The sequence below is a fragment of the Leclercia sp. GHBNCSD genome (assembly GCF_055805075.1).
This window is the reverse complement of record NZ_JBQVYO010000001.1, coordinates 1,722,009-1,741,050: the sequence shown is the minus strand read 5'-3', so window position 1 is coordinate 1,741,050 and position 19,042 is coordinate 1,722,009. Positions and strand designations below refer to the sequence as shown.

Genomic DNA, 19,042 nt, shown 5'->3' with positions numbered 1-19,042 from the left:
AAGCAAAGGTAGTGCAATAGATATGGATCGTATAATTGAAAAATCGGATCGCGGCTGGTGGTTAGTCAGCCATGAACAAAAATTATGGTTGCCCGGTGGTGAATTACCACATGGCGAGGCCGGAAATTTCGATCTTGCGGGTCAACCCGCACTTAATATCGGGGAGTGGCAGGGCGATCCTGTGTGGTTGATCCAACAAAATCGCCGTCACGATATGGGATCGGTACGCCAGGTGCTCGATCTCGATGTGGGTCTGTTCCAGCTGGCCGGGCGTGCTGTGCAGTTGGCCGAGTTTTATCGCTCGCATAAATACTGCGGCTACTGTGGTCACACCATGCACCCAAGCAAAACCGAGTGGGCCATGCTCTGCGGCCACTGCCGCGAACGTTACTACCCGCAAATCGCGCCGTGCATCATCGTCGCCATTCGTCGTGAAGAGACCATCCTGCTGGCGCAACACACGCGTCATCGTAACGGGGTGCATACCGTGCTGGCCGGGTTTGTCGAAGTGGGCGAAACGCTGGAGCAGGCTGTCGCCCGGGAAGTGATGGAAGAGAGCGGCATCAAGGTGAAGAACCTGCGCTATGTCACCTCCCAGCCCTGGCCGTTCCCGCAGTCGTTGATGACCGCTTTTATGGCCGAATATGACAGCGGCGAGATCGTCATCGACCCGAAAGAGCTGCTGTCAGCCGACTGGTATCGCTACGACGATTTACCGCTGCTCCCGCCGCCAGGCACCGTGGCGCGTCGCCTGATAGAAGATACCGTGGCAATGTGTCGGGCCGACTATGAATGACGTGATACACTGGGGACAAGACGCTTAAGGAACTGCAAAAATGACCGAACTGAAGAACGATCGTTATCTGCGTGCGCTGCTGCGCCAACCCGTTGATGTCACCCCGGTATGGATGATGCGCCAGGCGGGTCGCTATCTACCGGAATATAAAGCCACCCGGGCGCAGGCAGGCGATTTCATGTCCCTGTGCAAAAACGCGGAGCTGGCCTGTGAGGTAACGCTTCAGCCGCTGCGCCGCTACCCGCTGGACGCGGCGATCCTCTTCTCCGACATCCTGACCATCCCGGACGCGATGGGGCTTGGCCTGTACTTCGAAACCGGCGAAGGCCCGCGCTTTAGCTCGCCGATTAAGAGCAAAGCGGAGATCGACAACCTGCCTGTCCCGGACCCGGAGCAGGAACTCGGTTATGTGATGAACGCGGTGCGCACCATTCGCCGCGAGCTGAAAGGCGACGTGCCGCTGATTGGGTTCTCCGGCAGCCCGTGGACCCTGGCGACCTACATGGTCGAAGGGGGCAGCAGCAAAGCCTTTACCGTGATCAAGAAGATGATGTACGCCGATCCGCTGGCGCTCCATGCTCTGCTCGACAAGCTGGCGAAAAGCGTCACCCTCTATCTGAATGCCCAGATCAAAGCGGGCGCTCAGTCGGTGATGATCTTCGACACCTGGGGTGGGGTACTGACGGGTCGCGACTATCAGCAGTTCTCGCTCTACTACATGCATAAAATCGTTGATGGCCTGCTGCGTGAAAACGAAGGCCGTCGCGTGCCGGTAACGCTGTTCACCAAAGGCGGCGGCCAGTGGCTGGAGGCGATGGCAGAAACCGGCTGTGATGCGCTGGGCCTCGACTGGACCACCGATATTGCCGATGCCCGCCGCCGCGTGGGTGACAAAGTCGCCCTGCAAGGCAACATGGATCCGTCTATGCTGTATGCTCCGGCCGCCCGAATTGAAGATGAAGTCGCGACCATTTTGGCGGGCTTCGGTCAGGGCGAGGGCCATGTCTTTAACCTGGGGCACGGTATTCATCAGGATGTACCGCCAGAGCATGCAGGCGTGTTTGTGGAGGCGGTGCACCGACTTTCTGCCCAGTACCACCCGTAAGGAGTCGTTATGGATCTTGCGTCACTTCGCGCTCAACAACTTAAACTCGCTGCGTCTGTATCCCGTGAGGATCGTCTGGATAAAGACCCACCCTCGCTGATTGCGGGGGCCGATGTGGGGTTTGAGCAGGGGGGAGAGGTGACGCGGGCGGCGATAGTGCTGCTGACGTACCCCGACCTGGAACTGGTTGAGTATCAGGTGGCGCGGATCGCCACTACCATGCCGTATATCCCCGGCTTCCTCTCTTTTCGTGAATATCCCGCGCTGCTGGCGGCGTGGGATCAGCTCTCGCAAAGACCCGATCTGCTGTTCGTTGACGGGCATGGCATCTCCCACCCGCGCCGTCTCGGCGTCGCCAGCCATTTTGGGCTGCTGGTGGATGTCCCGACCATCGGCGTGGCGAAAAAACGCCTCTGCGGTAAGTTTGATCCCCTGTCGCCCGAACCCGGCGCGCTGGCACCGTTAATGGATAAAGGCGAACAGCTGGCGTGGGTCTGGCGCAGCAAAGCCCGGTGTAATCCACTGTTCGTCGCCACCGGCCATCGCGTCAGTACCGACACCGCGCTGGCGTGGGTGCAGCGCTGTATGCGGGGCTACCGGCTACCGGAGCCGACCCGCTGGGCCGATGCGGTAGCGTCCGGGCGTCCGGCGTTTGTTCGTTGGCAGGAAATTCAGCGCTGAATCAGGTAAACTGCGGCCAATTTTCGATTCGAGACATCATCATGTTACAAAACCCGATTCACCTGCGCCTTGAGAAGCTGGAAAGCTGGCAGCACGTCACATTTATGGCCTGTCTGTGCGAACGTATGTATCCGAACTATGCCATGTTCTGCAAGCAGACCGAATTTGGTGATGGTCAACTCTATCGTCGTATTCTCGATCTGGTGTGGGAAACGCTGACGGTTAAAGATGCGAAGGTAAACTTCGACTCCCAGCTCGATAAGCTGGAAGAGGCGATCCCGGTTGCCGATGACTATGATGTCTATGGCGTCTATCCGGCAATTGATGCCTGTGTAGCGCTAAGTGAACTGATTCACTCGCGTCTGAGTGGTGAAACGCTGGAACATGCCATCGAAGTCAGTAAGGCCTCTATTACTACCGTAGCGATGCTGGAGATGACCCAGGAAGGGCGTGAAATGACCGATGAAGAGCTCCGTCTGAACCCGGCCATTGAGCAGGAATGGGACATCCAGTGGGAAATTTTCCGTTTGCTGGCGGAGTGCGAAGAACGCGATATCGAACTGATTAAAGGTCTACGCGCAGACTTGCGTGAGGCAGGCGAGAGTAACATTGGTATAAATCTTAACCAGTGAGACAACAAAACGTGATTTAACGCCTGTTTTGTCATGCCTCTACTCTTCCCTTCTGCCCCCCGTCTGGTCTACATTTGGGGGGCGAAAAAAAGTGGCTATCGGTGCGTGTATGCAGGAGAGTGCTTTTTTGGCATTTTCGTCGCACTCGATGCTTAGCAAGCGATAAACACATTGAAAGGATAACTTATGAACAAGACTCAACTGATTGATGTAATTGCGGACAAAGCTGACCTGTCTAAAGTACAGGCTAAAGCTGCTCTGGAATCCACCCTGGCTGCAATTACTGAGTCTCTGAAAGAAGGCGATGCTGTACAACTGGTAGGTTTCGGTACCTTCAAAGTGAACCACCGCGCTGAGCGTACTGGCCGCAACCCGCAGACCGGTAACGAAATCAAAATCGCTGCAGCTAACGTGCCAGCATTTGTTTCTGGCAAAGCACTGAAAGACGCAGTTAAGTAAGCCGCGTAGCAGTGAACAGTTTTATCGAGGGGGCGGTTTCGCCCCTTTTGTCTGTCTGGCGCCAGGTGACGGTGCTGGCAGGCATATTTGTATTAACCGCCTGTAGCCATGACTCCTCCCTGCCGCCTTTTACCGCCAGCGGCTACGCTGACGATCAGGGCGCGGTACGCGTCTGGCGTAAAGATTCAGATGACGAAGTGCATCTCCTCTCCGCGTTTAGCCCCTGGCACAGCGGCAGTACCACCACCAGTGAATATCGCTGGCAGGGCGATACGCTCGTCTGGATCGACGTAAACATCTACAGCAAAGTCCCCGAGCATGTGCGGGTACGCTTTGACGACCACGGTGAGCTGAGCTTTATGCAGCACGAAACCGGTGGCCTTAAACAGCAACTCTCTACCGATCAAATCGAGCTTTACCGCTACCGCGCCGCGCAGATTCGCCAGACCAGCGACGCGCTGCGACAGGGAAGGGTCGTGCTACATCAGGGGCGCTGGCATGTTGACGGCTCCGTGACAACGTGTGAAGGCCAGACCCTGAAGCCGGATCTCGATAGCTGGGCAACGGAACATATTGCACGCCGGCAGAGTCACTCCTCCATGGCAGTGAGCGTGGCGTGGCTGGAAGCGCCTGAAGGATCACAGCTGCTGCTGGTGGCGAACGAAGATTTTTGTACCTGGCAGCCGACAGAGAAGAGTTTCTGAAAATCCCCCTCCCTTGCGGGAGAGGGACTGGTGAAGGGGGGAGTTACTTCCCTTGCTCGCGCGCAATGGCGCGGTAACCAATATCGTTACGGCTGAAGCTACCGTTCCAGTGAATATCCGCCATCAGGGCATAGGCGCGTTGCTGCGCTTCTGCGACGGTGTTGCCCAGCGCCGTGGCGCACAGGACGCGGCCACCGTTAGTCAGCACGCGTTCGTCATCGGAGAGCTTAGTCCCCGCATGGAATACCTTCGCGCCTTCGATGGCTTCCAGCGGCAGGCCGTGGATCTCATCGCCGGTGTTGTAGTTGCCCGGATAACCGCCCGCCGCAATTACCACGCCCAGAGAAGCACGCTCATCCCACTCCGAGCGCTTTTCGTCCAGCTTGCCTTCGCAGGCCGCCAGGCACAGCTCCACCAGATCGGATTTCATGCGCAGCATGATTGGCTGCGTTTCTGGGTCGCCAAAGCGGCAGTTGAACTCGATAACCTTCGGGTTGCCCTGTTTGTCGATCATCAGGCCAGCATAGAGGAAACCAGTGTAGGTATTGCCTTCCGCCGCCATTCCTTTAACGGTAGGCCAGATGATGCGGTCCATGGTGCGCTGGTGAACTTCATCCGTCACCACAGGAGCAGGGGAGTAAGCCCCCATCCCGCCGGTATTCGGGCCGGTATCGGCATCGCCAACGCGCTTATGATCCTGGCTGGTGGCCATCGGCAGCACATGCTCGCCGTCGACCATGACGATAAAGCTCGCCTCTTCGCCATCAAGAAACTCTTCGATAACGATACGGTGGCCTGCATCACCAAAAGCGTTACCTGCCAGCATATCCTGAACGGCAGCTTCTGCTTCTTCGAGCGTCATCGCCACGATAACGCCTTTACCCGCTGCCAGACCGTCGGCTTTGATCACAATCGGCGCGCCTTTTTCACGTAAGTAGGCCAGCGCGGGCTCCACTTCGGTGAAGTTCTGATATTCCGCGGTCGGAATGTTGTGACGCGCGAGGAAATCTTTGGTGAAGGCTTTGGAGCCTTCGAGCTGCGCGGCGCCTTCGGTCGGGCCGAAGATGGTCAGGCCCGCGGCACGGAATGCGTCTACCACGCCAATGACCAGCGGCGCTTCCGGACCCACAATGGTCAGATCGATTTTTTCACTCTGGGCAAAGCTCAGCAGCGCCGGGATATCGGTTACGCCGATAGCGACGTTCTGCAGGGTAGGCTCCAGGGCGGTACCGGCGTTACCCGGTGCCACAAAGACGGTTTCAACCTGCGCAGACTGCGCCGCTTTCCACGCCAGGGCGTGCTCGCGCCCGCCGTTACCAATCACTAATACTTTCATTCTCTGCTCCGGGAATTAATGGCGGAAATGACGCATGTCGGTGAAGATCATCGCGATGCCATGTTCATCGGCGGCGGCAATGACTTCGTCGTCGCGGATTGAGCCGCCAGGCTGGATCACGCAGGTGATGCCCACTGCCGCAGCTGCATCGATACCGTCACGGAACGGGAAGAACGCGTCGGACGCCATGGCGGAGCCTTTAACTTCCAGACCTTCGTCGCCCGCTTTAATCCCGGCGATTTTCGCAGAGTAAACGCGGCTCATCTGGCCCGCGCCTATACCGATGGTCATGTTCTCTTTCGCATAGACGATGGCGTTGGATTTCACGAACTTCGCCACTTTCCAGCAGAACAGCGCGTCACGCAGCTCCTGCTCCGTAGGCTGACGTTTGGTGACGACACGCAGATCTTTCTCGCTGACCATGCCCAGGTCACGATCCTGAACCAGCAGGCCACCGTTCACACGCTTGAAGTCGAGACCCGGAACGCGTTCCGCCCACTGACCGCAGACCAGCACGCGCACGTTCTGTTTTGTCGCGGTGATTTTCAGGGCGTCTTCGGTGGCCGAAGGGGCAATAATCACTTCAACAAACTGACGGGAGATGATCGCCTGAGCGGTTTCGGCATCCAGCTCGCGGTTAAACGCGATAATGCCGCCAAACGCTGAGGTCGGGTCAGTTTTGTACGCACGATCGTAAGCATCCAGAATAGAGGTGCTTACCGCGACGCCGCATGGGTTCGCATGCTTCACGATAACGCAGGCGGGCTCGCTGAACTCTTTCACGCACTCCAGTGCCGCGTCGGTATCCGCAATGTTGTTATAGGAGAGTGCTTTACCCTGCACCTGCTGCGCAGTGGCAACGGAGGCTTCTTTTACCTCTTCTTCTATATAGAAGGCAGCCTGCTGGTGGCTGTTCTCGCCGTAGCGCATATCCTGCTTCTTAATGAAGTTGAGGTTTAAGGTGCGGGAGAAGCGACCAGAGGGATCTTTGCTTTCGCCATGGTAGGCAGGGACCAGACTACCGAAGTAGTTGGCGATCATGCTGTCGTAAGCGGCGGTATGTTCAAAGGCCTTAATGGCGAGGTCGAAACGGGTCTCGAGATTCAGTGAGCCTTCGTTGGCATCCATCTCTTTAATAATGGCGTCGTAGTCGCTGCTCTTTACGACGATGGCCACATCCTTATGGTTCTTGGCGGCGGAGCGCACCATGGTCGGCCCACCGATATCGATATTCTCTACCGCATCCTCCAGAGAGCAGCCTTCACGGGCAACGGTCTGGGCGAATGGATAAAGGTTAACAACCACCATGTCGATTGGCGCAATCCCGTGCTGATCCATAATGCCGTCATCCTGACCGCGACGTCCCAGAATGCCGCCGTGGACTTTCGGGTGCAGGGTTTTGACGCGTCCATCCATCATTTCCGGGAAGCCGGTGTAATCAGACACTTCGGTTACCGGCAGGCCTTTATCTGCTAACAGGCGAGCAGTACCGCCTGTGGACAGCAGCTCTACGCCACGTGCAGAAAGTGCCTGAGCGAATTCAACGATACCGGCTTTATCAGAAACACTGAGCAGAGCGCGGCGGATTGGACGACGTTGTTGCATGGTAAATCCCCTGGATTTGACGATTACAGAGAGCGTTAGGTGAATTTTCCCGATAAAAACTCAACTAACACACCTGGCGGGGCGCTTTATTTAGCGCGAGCATTTTAACGAAAACGTTTGCGCAACGCTCGCACATTTTCACTTTTTCGTCACGTTGTGGATAAGTCTGTGTGTAATCAGGTATAAGGCGGGCTTTTGCTGGGGAATGCAGCAGTCAGTCATTTTTATGTCATTTAAGGGTTGCGGGCGGCGGAGAACTCCCTATAATGCGCCTCCATCGACACGGCAGATGTGAATCACTTCACACAAACAGCCGGGCCGGTTGAGGAGAAAAGCGAAAATAATCGCTTGACTCTGAAAGAGGAAAGCGTAATATACGCCACCTCGCAACGGTGAGCGAAAGCCGCGTTGCACTGCTCTTTAACAATTTATCAGACAATCTGTGTGGGCACTCAAAGTGACATGGATTCTTAACGTCCTCGGACGAAAAATGAATACCAAGTCTCTGAGTGAACACGTAATTCATTACGAAGTTTAATTCACGAGCATCAAACTTAAATTGAAGAGTTTGATCATGGCTCAGATTGAACGCTGGCGGCAGGCCTAACACATGCAAGTCGAACGGTAGCACAGAGAGCTTGCTCTCGGGTGACGAGTGGCGGACGGGTGAGTAATGTCTGGGAAACTGCCTGATGGAGGGGGATAACTACTGGAAACGGTAGCTAATACCGCATAACGTCGCAAGACCAAAGAGGGGGACCTTCGGGCCTCTTGCCATCGGATGTGCCCAGATGGGATTAGCTAGTAGGTGGGGTAATGGCTCACCTAGGCGACGATCCCTAGCTGGTCTGAGAGGATGACCAGCCACACTGGAACTGAGACACGGTCCAGACTCCTACGGGAGGCAGCAGTGGGGAATATTGCACAATGGGCGCAAGCCTGATGCAGCCATGCCGCGTGTATGAAGAAGGCCTTCGGGTTGTAAAGTACTTTCAGCGAGGAGGAAGGCATTGTGGTTAATAACCGCAGTGATTGACGTTACTCGCAGAAGAAGCACCGGCTAACTCCGTGCCAGCAGCCGCGGTAATACGGAGGGTGCAAGCGTTAATCGGAATTACTGGGCGTAAAGCGCACGCAGGCGGTCTGTTAAGTCAGATGTGAAATCCCCGGGCTCAACCTGGGAACTGCATTTGAAACTGGCAGGCTTGAGTCTTGTAGAGGGGGGTAGAATTCCAGGTGTAGCGGTGAAATGCGTAGAGATCTGGAGGAATACCGGTGGCGAAGGCGGCCCCCTGGACAAAGACTGACGCTCAGGTGCGAAAGCGTGGGGAGCAAACAGGATTAGATACCCTGGTAGTCCACGCCGTAAACGATGTCGACTTGGAGGTTGTGCCCTTGAGGCGTGGCTTCCGGAGCTAACGCGTTAAGTCGACCGCCTGGGGAGTACGGCCGCAAGGTTAAAACTCAAATGAATTGACGGGGGCCCGCACAAGCGGTGGAGCATGTGGTTTAATTCGATGCAACGCGAAGAACCTTACCTACTCTTGACATCCAGAGAACTTGCCAGAGATGGCTTGGTGCCTTCGGGAACTCTGAGACAGGTGCTGCATGGCTGTCGTCAGCTCGTGTTGTGAAATGTTGGGTTAAGTCCCGCAACGAGCGCAACCCTTATCCTTTGTTGCCAGCGGTTAGGCCGGGAACTCAAAGGAGACTGCCAGTGATAAACTGGAGGAAGGTGGGGATGACGTCAAGTCATCATGGCCCTTACGAGTAGGGCTACACACGTGCTACAATGGCGCATACAAAGAGAAGCGACCTCGCGAGAGCAAGCGGACCTCATAAAGTGCGTCGTAGTCCGGATTGGAGTCTGCAACTCGACTCCATGAAGTCGGAATCGCTAGTAATCGTAGATCAGAATGCTACGGTGAATACGTTCCCGGGCCTTGTACACACCGCCCGTCACACCATGGGAGTGGGTTGCAAAAGAAGTAGGTAGCTTAACCTTCGGGAGGGCGCTTACCACTTTGTGATTCATGACTGGGGTGAAGTCGTAACAAGGTAACCGTAGGGGAACCTGCGGTTGGATCACCTCCTTACCTTAAAGAACCTGCCTTTGTAGTGTCCACACAGATTGTCTGATGAATGATGAACTTCTGAATGTACTTTTGAGTGCATTCAGAAGTTTTGCTCTTTAAAAATCTGGATCAAGCTGAAAATTGAAACGACACACTGTGTCTGTTCTCCGTAATAAGAACAGATGAAGGTGTGTTCGAGTCTCTCAAATTTTCACAACGCGAAGTGAAACAGCTTCGGGTTGTGAGGTTAAGCGACTAAGCGTACACGGTGGATGCCCTGGCAGTCAGAGGCGATGAAGGACGTGCTAATCTGCGAAAAGCGCCGGCGAGGTGATATGAACCCTTGACCCGGCGATGTCCGAATGGGGAAACCCAGTGTGATTCGTCACACTATCGTTAGCTGAATACATAGGCTAACGAGGCGAACCGGGGGAACTGAAACATCTAAGTACCCCGAGGAAAAGAAATCAACCGAGATTCCCCCAGTAGCGGCGAGCGAACGGGGAGCAGCCCGGAGTCTGAATCAGCTTGTGTGTTAGTGGAAGCGTCTGGAAAGTCGCAGGGTACAGGGTGATACTCCCGTACACGAAAGCACACTTGCTGTGAACTCGAAGAGTAGGGCGGGACACGTGGTATCCTGTCTGAATATGGGGGGACCATCCTCCAAGGCTAAATACTCCTGACTGACCGATAGTGAACCAGTACCGTGAGGGAAAGGCGAAAAGAACCCCGGCGAGGGGAGTGAAAAAGAACCTGAAACCGTGTACGTACAAGCAGTGGGAGCATCCTTCGGGGTGTGACTGCGTACCTTTTGTATAATGGGTCAGCGACTTATATTCTGTAGCAAGGTTAACCGTATAGGGGAGCCGAAGGGAAACCGAGTCTTAACTGGGCGTTAAGTTGCAGGGTATAGACCCGAAACCCGGTGATCTAGCCATGGGCAGGTTGAAGGTTGGGTAACACTAACTGGAGGACCGAACCGACTAATGTTGAAAAATTAGCGGATGACCTGTGGCTGGGGGTGAAAGGCCAATCAAACCGGGAGATAGCTGGTTCTCCCCGAAAGCTATTTAGGTAGCGCCTCGTGAATTCATCTCCGGGGGTAGAGCACTGTTTCGGCTAGGGGGCCATCCCGGCTTACCAACCCGATGCAAACTGCGAATACCGGAGAATGTTATCACGGGAGACACACGGCGGGTGCTAACGTCCGTCGTGAAGAGGGAAACAACCCAGACCGCCAGCTAAGGTCCCAAAGTCATGGTTAAGTGGGAAACGATGTGGGAAGGCACAGACAGCCAGGATGTTGGCTTAGAAGCAGCCATCATTTAAAGAAAGCGTAATAGCTCACTGGTCGAGTCGGCCTGCGCGGAAGATGTAACGGGGCTAAACCATGCACCGAAGCTGCGGCAGCGACACTAAGTGTTGTTGGGTAGGGGAGCGTTCTGTAAGCCTGCGAAGGTGTGCTGTGAGGCATGCTGGAGGTATCAGAAGTGCGAATGCTGACATAAGTAACGATAAAGCGGGTGAAAAGCCCGCTCGCCGGAAGACCAAGGGTTCCTGTCCAACGTTAATCGGGGCAGGGTGAGTCGACCCCTAAGGCGAGGCCGAAAGGCGTAGTCGATGGGAAACAGGTTAATATTCCTGTACTCGGTGTTACTGCGAAGGGGGGACGGAGAAGGCTATGTTGGCCGGGCGACGGTTGTCCCGGTTTAAGCATGTAGGCGGAGGTTCCAGGTAAATCCGGTACCTTGTTAACGCTGAGGTGTGATGACGAGGCACTACGGTGCTGAAGCAACAAATGCCCTGCTTCCAGGAAAAGCCTCTAAGCATCAGGTAACATCAAATCGTACCCCAAACCGACACAGGTGGTCAGGTAGAGAATACCAAGGCGCTTGAGAGAACTCGGGTGAAGGAACTAGGCAAAATGGTGCCGTAACTTCGGGAGAAGGCACGCTGATATGTAGGTGAAGCCCCTGCGGGTGGAGCTGAAATCAGTCGAAGATACCAGCTGGCTGCAACTGTTTATTAAAAACACAGCACTGTGCAAACACGAAAGTGGACGTATACGGTGTGACGCCTGCCCGGTGCCGGAAGGTTAATTGATGGGGTTAGCGGCAACGCGAAGCTCTTGATCGAAGCCCCGGTAAACGGCGGCCGTAACTATAACGGTCCTAAGGTAGCGAAATTCCTTGTCGGGTAAGTTCCGACCTGCACGAATGGCGTAATGATGGCCAGGCTGTCTCCACCCGAGACTCAGTGAAATTGAAATCGCTGTGAAGATGCAGTGTACCCGCGGCAAGACGGAAAGACCCCGTGAACCTTTACTATAGCTTGACACTGAACACTGGTCCTTGATGTGTAGGATAGGTGGGAGGCTTTGAAGCGTGGACGCCAGTCTGCGTGGAGCCGTCCTTGAAATACCACCCTTTAATGGCTGGTGTTCTAACGTAGACCCGTAATCCGGGTTGCGGACAGTGTCTGGTGGGTAGTTTGACTGGGGCGGTCTCCTCCTAAAGAGTAACGGAGGAGCACGAAGGTCAGCTAATCCTGGTCGGACATCAGGAGGTTAGTGCAATGGCATAAGCTGGCTTGACTGCGAGAGTGACGGCTCGAGCAGGTGCGAAAGCAGGTCATAGTGATCCGGTGGTTCTGTATGGAAGGGCCATCGCTCAACGGATAAAAGGTACTCCGGGGATAACAGGCTGATACCGCCCAAGAGTTCATATCGACGGCGGTGTTTGGCACCTCGATGTCGGCTCATCACATCCTGGGGCTGAAGTAGGTCCCAAGGGTATGGCTGTTCGCCATTTAAAGTGGTACGCGAGCTGGGTTTAGAACGTCGTGAGACAGTTCGGTCCCTATCTGCCGTGGGCGCTGGAGAATTGAGGGGGGCTGCTCCTAGTACGAGAGGACCGGAGTGGACGCATCACTGGTGTTCGGGTTGTCATGCCAATGGCACTGCCCGGTAGCTAAATGCGGAAGAGATAAGTGCTGAAAGCATCTAAGCACGAAACTTGCCCCGAGATGAGTTCTCCCTGACCCTTTGAGGGTCCTGAAGGAACGTTGAAGACGACGACGTTGATAGGCCGGGTGTGTAAGCGCAGCGATGCGTTGAGCTAACCGGTACTAATGAACCGTGAGGCTTAACCTTACAACGCCGAAGCTGTTTCGGTGGGTTTGAGAAGATTTTCAGCATTGATTCAGAGTTAAGTACACAATAGTTTGCGCAGCAGCAAGGCGGCAAGCGAAGGAAAGGAAGGAGCATACTGAAGTATGTGACTGACTTTACGAGCGCGGCCAACGCGGCTGATGCGATAAAGTATTGCGTACAGAGCACCAAGAATTTGCCTGGCGGCTGTAGCGCGGTGGTCCCACCTGACCCCATGCCGAACTCAGAAGTGAAACGCCGTAGCGCCGATGGTAGTGTGGGGTCTCCCCATGCGAGAGTAGGGAACTGCCAGGCATCAATTAAAGCCGAAAGCCCATCCTCACGGATGGGCTTTTTGCGTTGGGCGTTAAAAAAGCCGGGTGGCGGCTTCGCCTTACCCGGCCTACGGCTATCCCTTTCTTGAAACTTTCTCACCTTTCACATGCAGACTCGACATTTGCCCGATTCCTGGTTATTGTCAGCTATCTGGATGTCTAAACGTTTATACGTATGCTGTGAGGATGTAAGGTTATGCCGATTCGGGTGCAGGACGAGCTACCAGCCGTCAATTTCTTGCGTGAAGAAAATGTCTTTGTCATGACGGCTTCGCGCGCTACAGGTCAGGAAATTCGCCCTTTGAAGGTGCTTATCCTGAACCTGATGCCAAAGAAGATTGAGACGGAAAATCAGTTCCTCCGCTTGCTCTCAAACTCCCCGCTGCAGGTCGATATTCAGCTGCTGCGTATTGATGCGCGCGAGTCCCGTAATACGCCTTCTGAGCATCTCAATAACTTCTACTGCAACTTTGAAGATATCCGTAACGAAAACTTTGATGGCTTGATCGTTACCGGTGCGCCGCTTGGCCTGGTTGAATTCAACGACGTGGCCTACTGGCCGCAAATCAAGCAAGTGCTGGAGTGGGCCAAAGATCATGTCACTTCAACCCTGTTCGTCTGCTGGGCGGTCCAGGCGGCGCTCAACATTCTGTACGGCATCCCTAAACAAACCCGTACCGAAAAGCTCTCTGGTGTCTATGAGCATCATATTCTGCATCCTCATGCGCTGCTGACTCGCGGGTTTGATGACTCCTTCCTGGCGCCGCATTCGCGCTATGCCGATTTCCCGGCTGCATTGATTCGTGACTACACCGATCTTGAGATCCTCGCGGAAACCGAAGAGGGCGATGCCTATCTGTTTGCCAGCAAAGACAAGCGTATTGCCTTTGTCACCGGTCATCCGGAATACGATCCCGATACCCTGGCGAGCGAATATTTCCGCGATGTGGAAGCGGGTTTAAATCCGGACGTACCGTACAACTATTTCCCGCAAAACGATCCGCAAAACAAACCGCGTGCCACCTGGCGCAGCCACGGCAATCTGCTGTTTACCAACTGGCTTAACTACTACGTCTACCAGATCACGCCGTACGATCTGCGCCACATGAATCCGACGCTGGATTAATCTTCTGACGATCCTCATCCTGTAGCGTTTCAGCTCTCCAGTTAAGGCACCTTTGGGTGCCTTTTTTATTTCCGAAATTCACCCCGTCTGTAGATATATTTTTAAACCTATCTTTATCAGTAAGTTACATAGCATTTTAATTAAAAATGGAAATTGTTTTTGATTTTATTGTAGAGCGAGGTAGTCTTAACTCTGCTGAACGAAAACTACACAAGGATCTTTCGTTCGCGTGGGGGAAAAAAATTCGGATCAATGACGAGGAGCAGCGCAATGAATCAACAGGCAACCATTATCGATGAACTGTCCTTTACTCAACCGCATGGTGAGCAGGAGAAGCAGATCCTGACCGCCGATGCCGTAGAGTTCCTTACCGAGCTGGTGACCCGCTTCACGCCAAAACGCAATAAATTACTGGCGGCACGCATTCAGCAGCAGCAAGACATTGATAACGGCAAGCTGCCTGACTTTATTTCGGAAACTGCTTCCATTCGAGAAGGGAACTGGACGATCCGCGGTATCCCGCAGGATCTGCAGGACCGACGCGTTGAAATCACCGGCCCGGTAGAACGCAAGATGGTGATCAACGCGCTGAACGCCAATGTGAAGGTCTTTATGGCCGATTTTGAAGATTCACTGGCACCCGACTGGAATAAAGTGATTGATGGGCAGATCAACCTGCGTGATGCGGTTGATGGCACCATCAGCCACACCAACGAAGCGGGCAAAATCTACCAGCTTAAGCCCAACCCGGCGGTACTGGTTTGCCGCGTACGTGGCCTGCATTTACCAGAAAAGCATGTCACCTGGAACAATGAGGCGATCCCCGGCAGCCTGTTCGATTTTGCGCTCTACTTCTTCCATAACCATAAAAACCTGCTGGCAAAAGGCAGCGGACCTTACTTCTATCTGCCAAAAACGCAGTCATGGCAGGAAGCGGCCTGGTGGAGTGAGGTCTTTAGTTACACTGAGGACCGTTTTGAACTGCCGCGCGGCACCATCAAGGCCACGCTGCTGATTGAAACGTTGCCTGCGGTCTTCCAGATGGATGAGATTCTGCATGCCCTGCGTGACCACATTGTTGGCCTGAACTGTGGCCGCTGGGATTACATCTTCAGCTACATCAAGACTCTGAAGAACCACCCGGATCGCGTTCTGCCCGATCGTCAGGTGGTGACGATGGATAAATCTTTCCTCAATGCCTATTCGCGTCTGCTGATCAAAACCTGCCATAAACGCGGCGCCTTCGCGATGGGCGGAATGGCAGCGTTTATTCCCAGCAAAGACAGCGAACGTAACACCCAGGTGCTGAATAAAGTGAAGGCTGATAAAGAGCTGGAAGCCAGCAACGGCCATGACGGCACGTGGGTGGCGCACCCCGGCCTGGCAGATACCGCCATGGAGGTGTTCAACCGCATCCTGGGCGATAACAAAAACCAGCTGCACGTAACCCGCGAAGATGATGCGCCCGTTACCGCTGCACAGCTCCTCGAGCCGTGCGAGGGCGAGCGCACCGAAGAGGGGATGCGCGCCAACATCCGCGTGGCCGTGCAGTACATCGAAGCGTGGATCTCCGGTAACGGCTGTGTACCGATTTACGGTCTGATGGAGGATGCCGCCACCGCCGAGATCTCCCGCACCTCTATCTGGCAGTGGATCCATCATCAGAAAACGCTCAGCAACGGCAAGCCCGTCACCAAAGCCCTGTTCCGCCAGATGCTGTCGGAAGAGATGCTGAACATTCAGGAAGAGCTGGGCGAGCACCGCTTCAGCAGCGGCCGCTTCGACGCCGCCGCGCGCCTGATGGAACAGATCACCACCTCAGATGACTTAATCGACTTCCTGACGCTGCCGGGCTACCGCCTGCTGGCCTGATTTCACCACATAACAATATGGAGCATCTGCACATGAAAACCCGTACCCAACAGATCGAAGCATTACAGAACGAGTGGACTCAGCCGCGCTGGGAAGGCATTGAACGCCCTTATAGCGCTGAGGATGTGGTGAAGTTGCGCGGCTCGGTAAACCCGGAATGCACCCTGGCGCAGCTGGGTGCCGCCAAAATGTGGCGTCTGCTGCACGGCGAGTCGAAGAAAGGCTACATCAACAGCCTCGGCGCGCTGACCGGTGGCCAGGCGTTGCAGCAGGCGAAAGCGGGCATTGAAGCGGTCTATCTGTCAGGCTGGCAGGTGGCGGCAGATGCCAACCTCGCGTCCAGCATGTACCCGGATCAGTCCCTCTATCCGGCGAATTCCGTCCCGGCCGTGGTGGAGCGAATCAACAATACCTTCCGTCGTGCGGATCAGATCCAGTGGGCATCCGGTATTGAGCCAAACGATCCGCGCTTCGTAGATTACTTCCTGCCGATTGTGGCCGACGCCGAGGCGGGCTTTGGTGGGGTTCTGAATGCCTTTGAGCTGATGAAATCGATGATTGAAGCCGGTGCAGCGGCTGTCCATTTCGAAGATCAGCTGGCGTCCGTGAAGAAGTGTGGACACATGGGCGGCAAAGTGCTGGTTCCGACTCAGGAGGCGATCCAGAAACTGGTTGCTGCCCGTCTGGCCGCTGACGTCATGGGCGTCCCGACGCTGGTGATTGCCCGTACCGATGCCGATGCCGCAGATCTGATCACCTCCGACTGCGACCCTTACGACAGTCAGTTTATTACCGGCGAACGCACCAGCGAAGGGTTCTACCGTACCCATGCCGGCATTGAGCAGGCGATCAGCCGCGGTCTGGCGTATGCTCCCTATGCTGACCTGGTGTGGTGCGAAACCTCCACCCCGGATCTGGCGCTGGCGAAACGCTTTGCCGATGCCATCCATGCGAAATACCCGGGCAAGCTGCTGGCCTACAACTGCTCGCCCTCCTTTAACTGGCAGAAAAACCTGGACGATAAAACGATCGCCAGCTTCCAGCAGGAACTGTCGGAGATGGGCTACAAATACCAGTTCATCACCCTGGCCGGCATTCACAGCATGTGGTTCAACATGTTCGACCTGGCGCACGCCTACGCGCAGGGCGAGGGCATGAAGCACTACGTCGAGAAGGTCCAGCAGCCGGAGTTCGCGGCAAGCCAAAAGGGCTATACCTTCGTCTCGCACCAGCAGGAGGTGGGAACAGGCTACTTCGACAGAGTGACCACCATCATTCAGGGCGGTGCCTCCTCCGTCACCGCCCTGACCGGGTCGACCGAAGAAGCGCAGTTCTGATAACGGAAACGCCCGGTGGCGCTGCGCTTACCGGGCCTACGGTTCTGTTTCCTGGGGTGAGGGACATCTATGTCGCGTGGCCTGGAATTGCTGATTGCGCAGACCATTTTGCAGGGCTTTGATGCTCAGTATGGCCGTTTTCTGGAAGTGACGGGCGGGGCGCAGCAGCGCTTCGAGCAGGCAGACTGGCACGCCGTGCAGCAGGCCATGAAACAGCGTATTCATCTCTACGATCATCATGTGGGTCTGGTGGTAGAGCAGCTGCGCTGCATCACCGGCAGCATCGATATCAATGCCGCTTTTTTGCTGCGGGTGAAAAGCCATTACACCCAGCTTATGCCGGACTATCCGCGCTATGAGATTGCAGAAAGCTTTTTTAACTCCGTCTACTGTCGGCTGTTTGATCACCGCTCGCTGTCACCGGAGCGGCTTTTTATTTTCAGCTCTCAGCCGGGGCAACGTTTCCGCACCCTGCCGCGTCCGCTGGCGAAAGATTTCTATCCTGAACAGGGATGGGAGGCGTTGTTAACCAAAGTGTTAGCCGACCTTCCCCTGCGCCTGCCGTGGCAAAATCGCCCTCGAGATGTCGGGTATATCATCGCCCATCTTTGCGAAACGCTCGGTGCAGACAACCTGCGCAACTGCCATCTGCAGGTGGCTAACGAACTTTTCTACCGCAACAAAGCCGCCTGGCTGGTGGGGAAACTGATTACCCCGGGCGCCACGCTGCCGTTTTTACTGCCCATTCACCGCAGCGATGAAGGTGAACTGGTGGTGGATACCTGCCTGACTACCAGCGCCGAAGCGAGCATTGTTTTCGGCTTCGCCCGTTCCTACTTTATGGTTTACGCCCCCCTGCCAGGCGCGCTGGTGGAGTGGCTGCGTGAGATCCTGCCCGGTAAAACCACCGCTGAGTTGTATATGGCGATAGGGTGCCAGAAACATGCGAAAACCGAGAGCTACCGGGAATATCTGCACTATATCACCCATGCGGATGAGCAGTTTATCGAGGCGCCAGGCATTCGCGGCATGGTGATGCTGGTCTTTACCCTGCCGGGTTTTGACCGGGTGTTTAAGGTGATAAAGGATAAATTCGCCCCGCAGAAAGAGATGTCTGCCGCCCATGTGCGCGCCTGCTACCAGCTGGTTAAGGAGCACGATCGCGTCGGGCGCATGGCGGATACCCAGGAGTTTGAGAATTTTGTTCTCGATAAGCGACAGATTGCGCCGCAGCTGATGGCGCTGTTGCTCCAGGAAGCGCCAGAAAAAATCAGCGATCTGGGGGATAAAATCGTCATCAGCCATCTCTACATTGAACGGCGCATGGTGCCGCTCAATATCTGGCTGGAGCAGTCAGAGGGGCAGGCGCTGCACGATGCGATTGAAGAGTACGGCAATGCCATCCGGCAGCTGGCGGCAGCCAATATCTTCCCGGGCGACATGCTGTTTAAAAACTTTGGCGTCACCCGTCACGGGCGGGTCGTATTCTATGACTACGACGAAATCTGCTACATGACGGAAGTGAATTTTCGTGAAATCCCGCCGCCGCGCTACCCGGAAGATGAGCTCGCCAGCGAGCCGTGGTACAGCGTCTCGCCGGGGGATGTCTTCCCGGAGGAGTTTCGCCACTGGTTATGCGCTGACCCGCGTATCGGAGCTCTGTTTGAAGAGATGCATGCCGATCTGTTTCGCGCCGATTACTGGCGTGGCCTGCAGACCCGCATTAAGAACGGGCATGTGGAAGATGTTTATGCTTACCGGCGTAAGCAGCGGTTTAGCGTGAAGTATGCGGCTTAACGCCGGGTGGCGGCTGCGCCTTATCCGGCCTACA

The 19,042-nt window shown here is 55.3% G+C and carries 12 protein-coding genes and 3 rRNA genes; 13 read left to right on the top strand and 2 right to left on the bottom strand.

Annotated elements, in window-relative coordinates; translation table 11 throughout:
* The first annotated feature begins 22 nt into the window (after positions 1-22).
* The 6 genes from nudC to ACT3IC_RS08430 all read left to right on the top strand — a co-directional run bounded on the left by nudC (position 23) and on the right by ACT3IC_RS08430 (position 4,377).
* A complete protein-coding gene (nudC, locus tag ACT3IC_RS08455; RefSeq protein WP_103177811.1) occupies positions 23-796 on the top strand; it encodes an NAD(+) diphosphatase in 774 nt (257 codons plus the stop codon).
* Between the two features lie 40 nt (positions 797-836).
* Positions 837-1,901, top strand: a complete 1,065-nt coding sequence (gene hemE, locus ACT3IC_RS08450; protein WP_159340490.1) for a uroporphyrinogen decarboxylase — start codon at positions 837-839, stop codon at positions 1,899-1,901.
* Positions 1,902-1,910: 9 nt separating this feature from the next.
* Complete coding sequence (gene nfi / locus ACT3IC_RS08445) at positions 1,911-2,582, top strand: deoxyribonuclease V (protein WP_103177813.1); 672 nt, start codon at positions 1,911-1,913, stop codon at positions 2,580-2,582.
* A 41-nt stretch (positions 2,583-2,623) separates the two neighbouring features.
* Positions 2,624-3,214, top strand: coding sequence for a YjaG family protein (locus ACT3IC_RS08440; RefSeq protein ID WP_103177814.1), 591 nt, complete (start codon positions 2,624-2,626; stop codon positions 3,212-3,214).
* A 186-nt stretch (positions 3,215-3,400) separates the two neighbouring features.
* Positions 3,401-3,673, top strand: a complete 273-nt coding sequence (gene hupA, locus ACT3IC_RS08435; protein ID WP_032615913.1) for a nucleoid-associated protein HU-alpha — start codon at positions 3,401-3,403, stop codon at positions 3,671-3,673.
* Positions 3,674-3,684: 11 nt separating this feature from the next.
* Positions 3,685-4,377: a DUF1481 domain-containing protein gene (locus tag ACT3IC_RS08430; RefSeq protein ID WP_103177815.1), complete on the top strand. Its 693-nt coding sequence runs from the start codon at positions 3,685-3,687 to the stop codon at positions 4,375-4,377.
* Between the two features lie 43 nt (positions 4,378-4,420).
* Here ACT3IC_RS08430 and purD read toward each other — a convergent pair whose 3' ends face one another.
* A complete protein-coding gene (purD, locus tag ACT3IC_RS08425; protein WP_103177816.1) occupies positions 4,421-5,713 on the bottom strand; it encodes a phosphoribosylamine--glycine ligase in 1,293 nt (430 codons plus the stop codon).
* A gap of 15 nt (positions 5,714-5,728) precedes the next feature.
* A complete protein-coding gene (gene purH, locus ACT3IC_RS08420; RefSeq protein WP_159340489.1) occupies positions 5,729-7,318 on the bottom strand; it encodes a bifunctional phosphoribosylaminoimidazolecarboxamide formyltransferase/IMP cyclohydrolase in 1,590 nt (529 codons plus the stop codon).
* Between the two features lie 556 nt (positions 7,319-7,874).
* Here purH and ACT3IC_RS08415 point away from each other — a divergent pair.
* The 7 genes from ACT3IC_RS08415 (at position 7,875) to aceK (ending at position 19,008) form a co-directional block, all read left to right on the top strand.
* Positions 7,875-9,414: ribosomal RNA gene (locus ACT3IC_RS08415) — 16S ribosomal RNA — on the top strand.
* Positions 9,415-9,638: 224 nt separating this feature from the next.
* Positions 9,639-12,544, top strand: a 23S ribosomal RNA gene (locus ACT3IC_RS08410).
* Positions 12,545-12,740: 196 nt separating this feature from the next.
* Positions 12,741-12,856 (top strand): 5S ribosomal RNA (gene rrf / locus ACT3IC_RS08405).
* The 16S, 23S and 5S rRNA genes sit together here, the layout of an rRNA operon.
* 216 nt (positions 12,857-13,072) lie before the next feature.
* The gene (metA, locus tag ACT3IC_RS08400) at positions 13,073-14,002 is read left to right on the top strand and encodes a homoserine O-acetyltransferase MetA (protein ID WP_103177818.1); all 930 of its coding nucleotides are present in this window, start codon (positions 13,073-13,075) and stop codon (positions 14,000-14,002) included.
* A gap of 270 nt (positions 14,003-14,272) precedes the next feature.
* Positions 14,273-15,874, top strand: a complete 1,602-nt coding sequence (gene aceB, locus ACT3IC_RS08395) for a malate synthase A (RefSeq protein WP_103177819.1) — start codon at positions 14,273-14,275, stop codon at positions 15,872-15,874.
* 32 nt (positions 15,875-15,906) lie between these two features.
* Positions 15,907-17,211, top strand: a complete 1,305-nt coding sequence (gene aceA, locus ACT3IC_RS08390; RefSeq protein WP_103177820.1) for an isocitrate lyase — start codon at positions 15,907-15,909, stop codon at positions 17,209-17,211.
* 69 nt (positions 17,212-17,280) lie between these two features.
* Complete coding sequence (aceK, locus tag ACT3IC_RS08385) at positions 17,281-19,008, top strand: bifunctional isocitrate dehydrogenase kinase/phosphatase (protein ID WP_156653714.1); 1,728 nt, start codon at positions 17,281-17,283, stop codon at positions 19,006-19,008.
* The last annotated feature ends 34 nt before the right edge of the window (positions 19,009-19,042 follow it).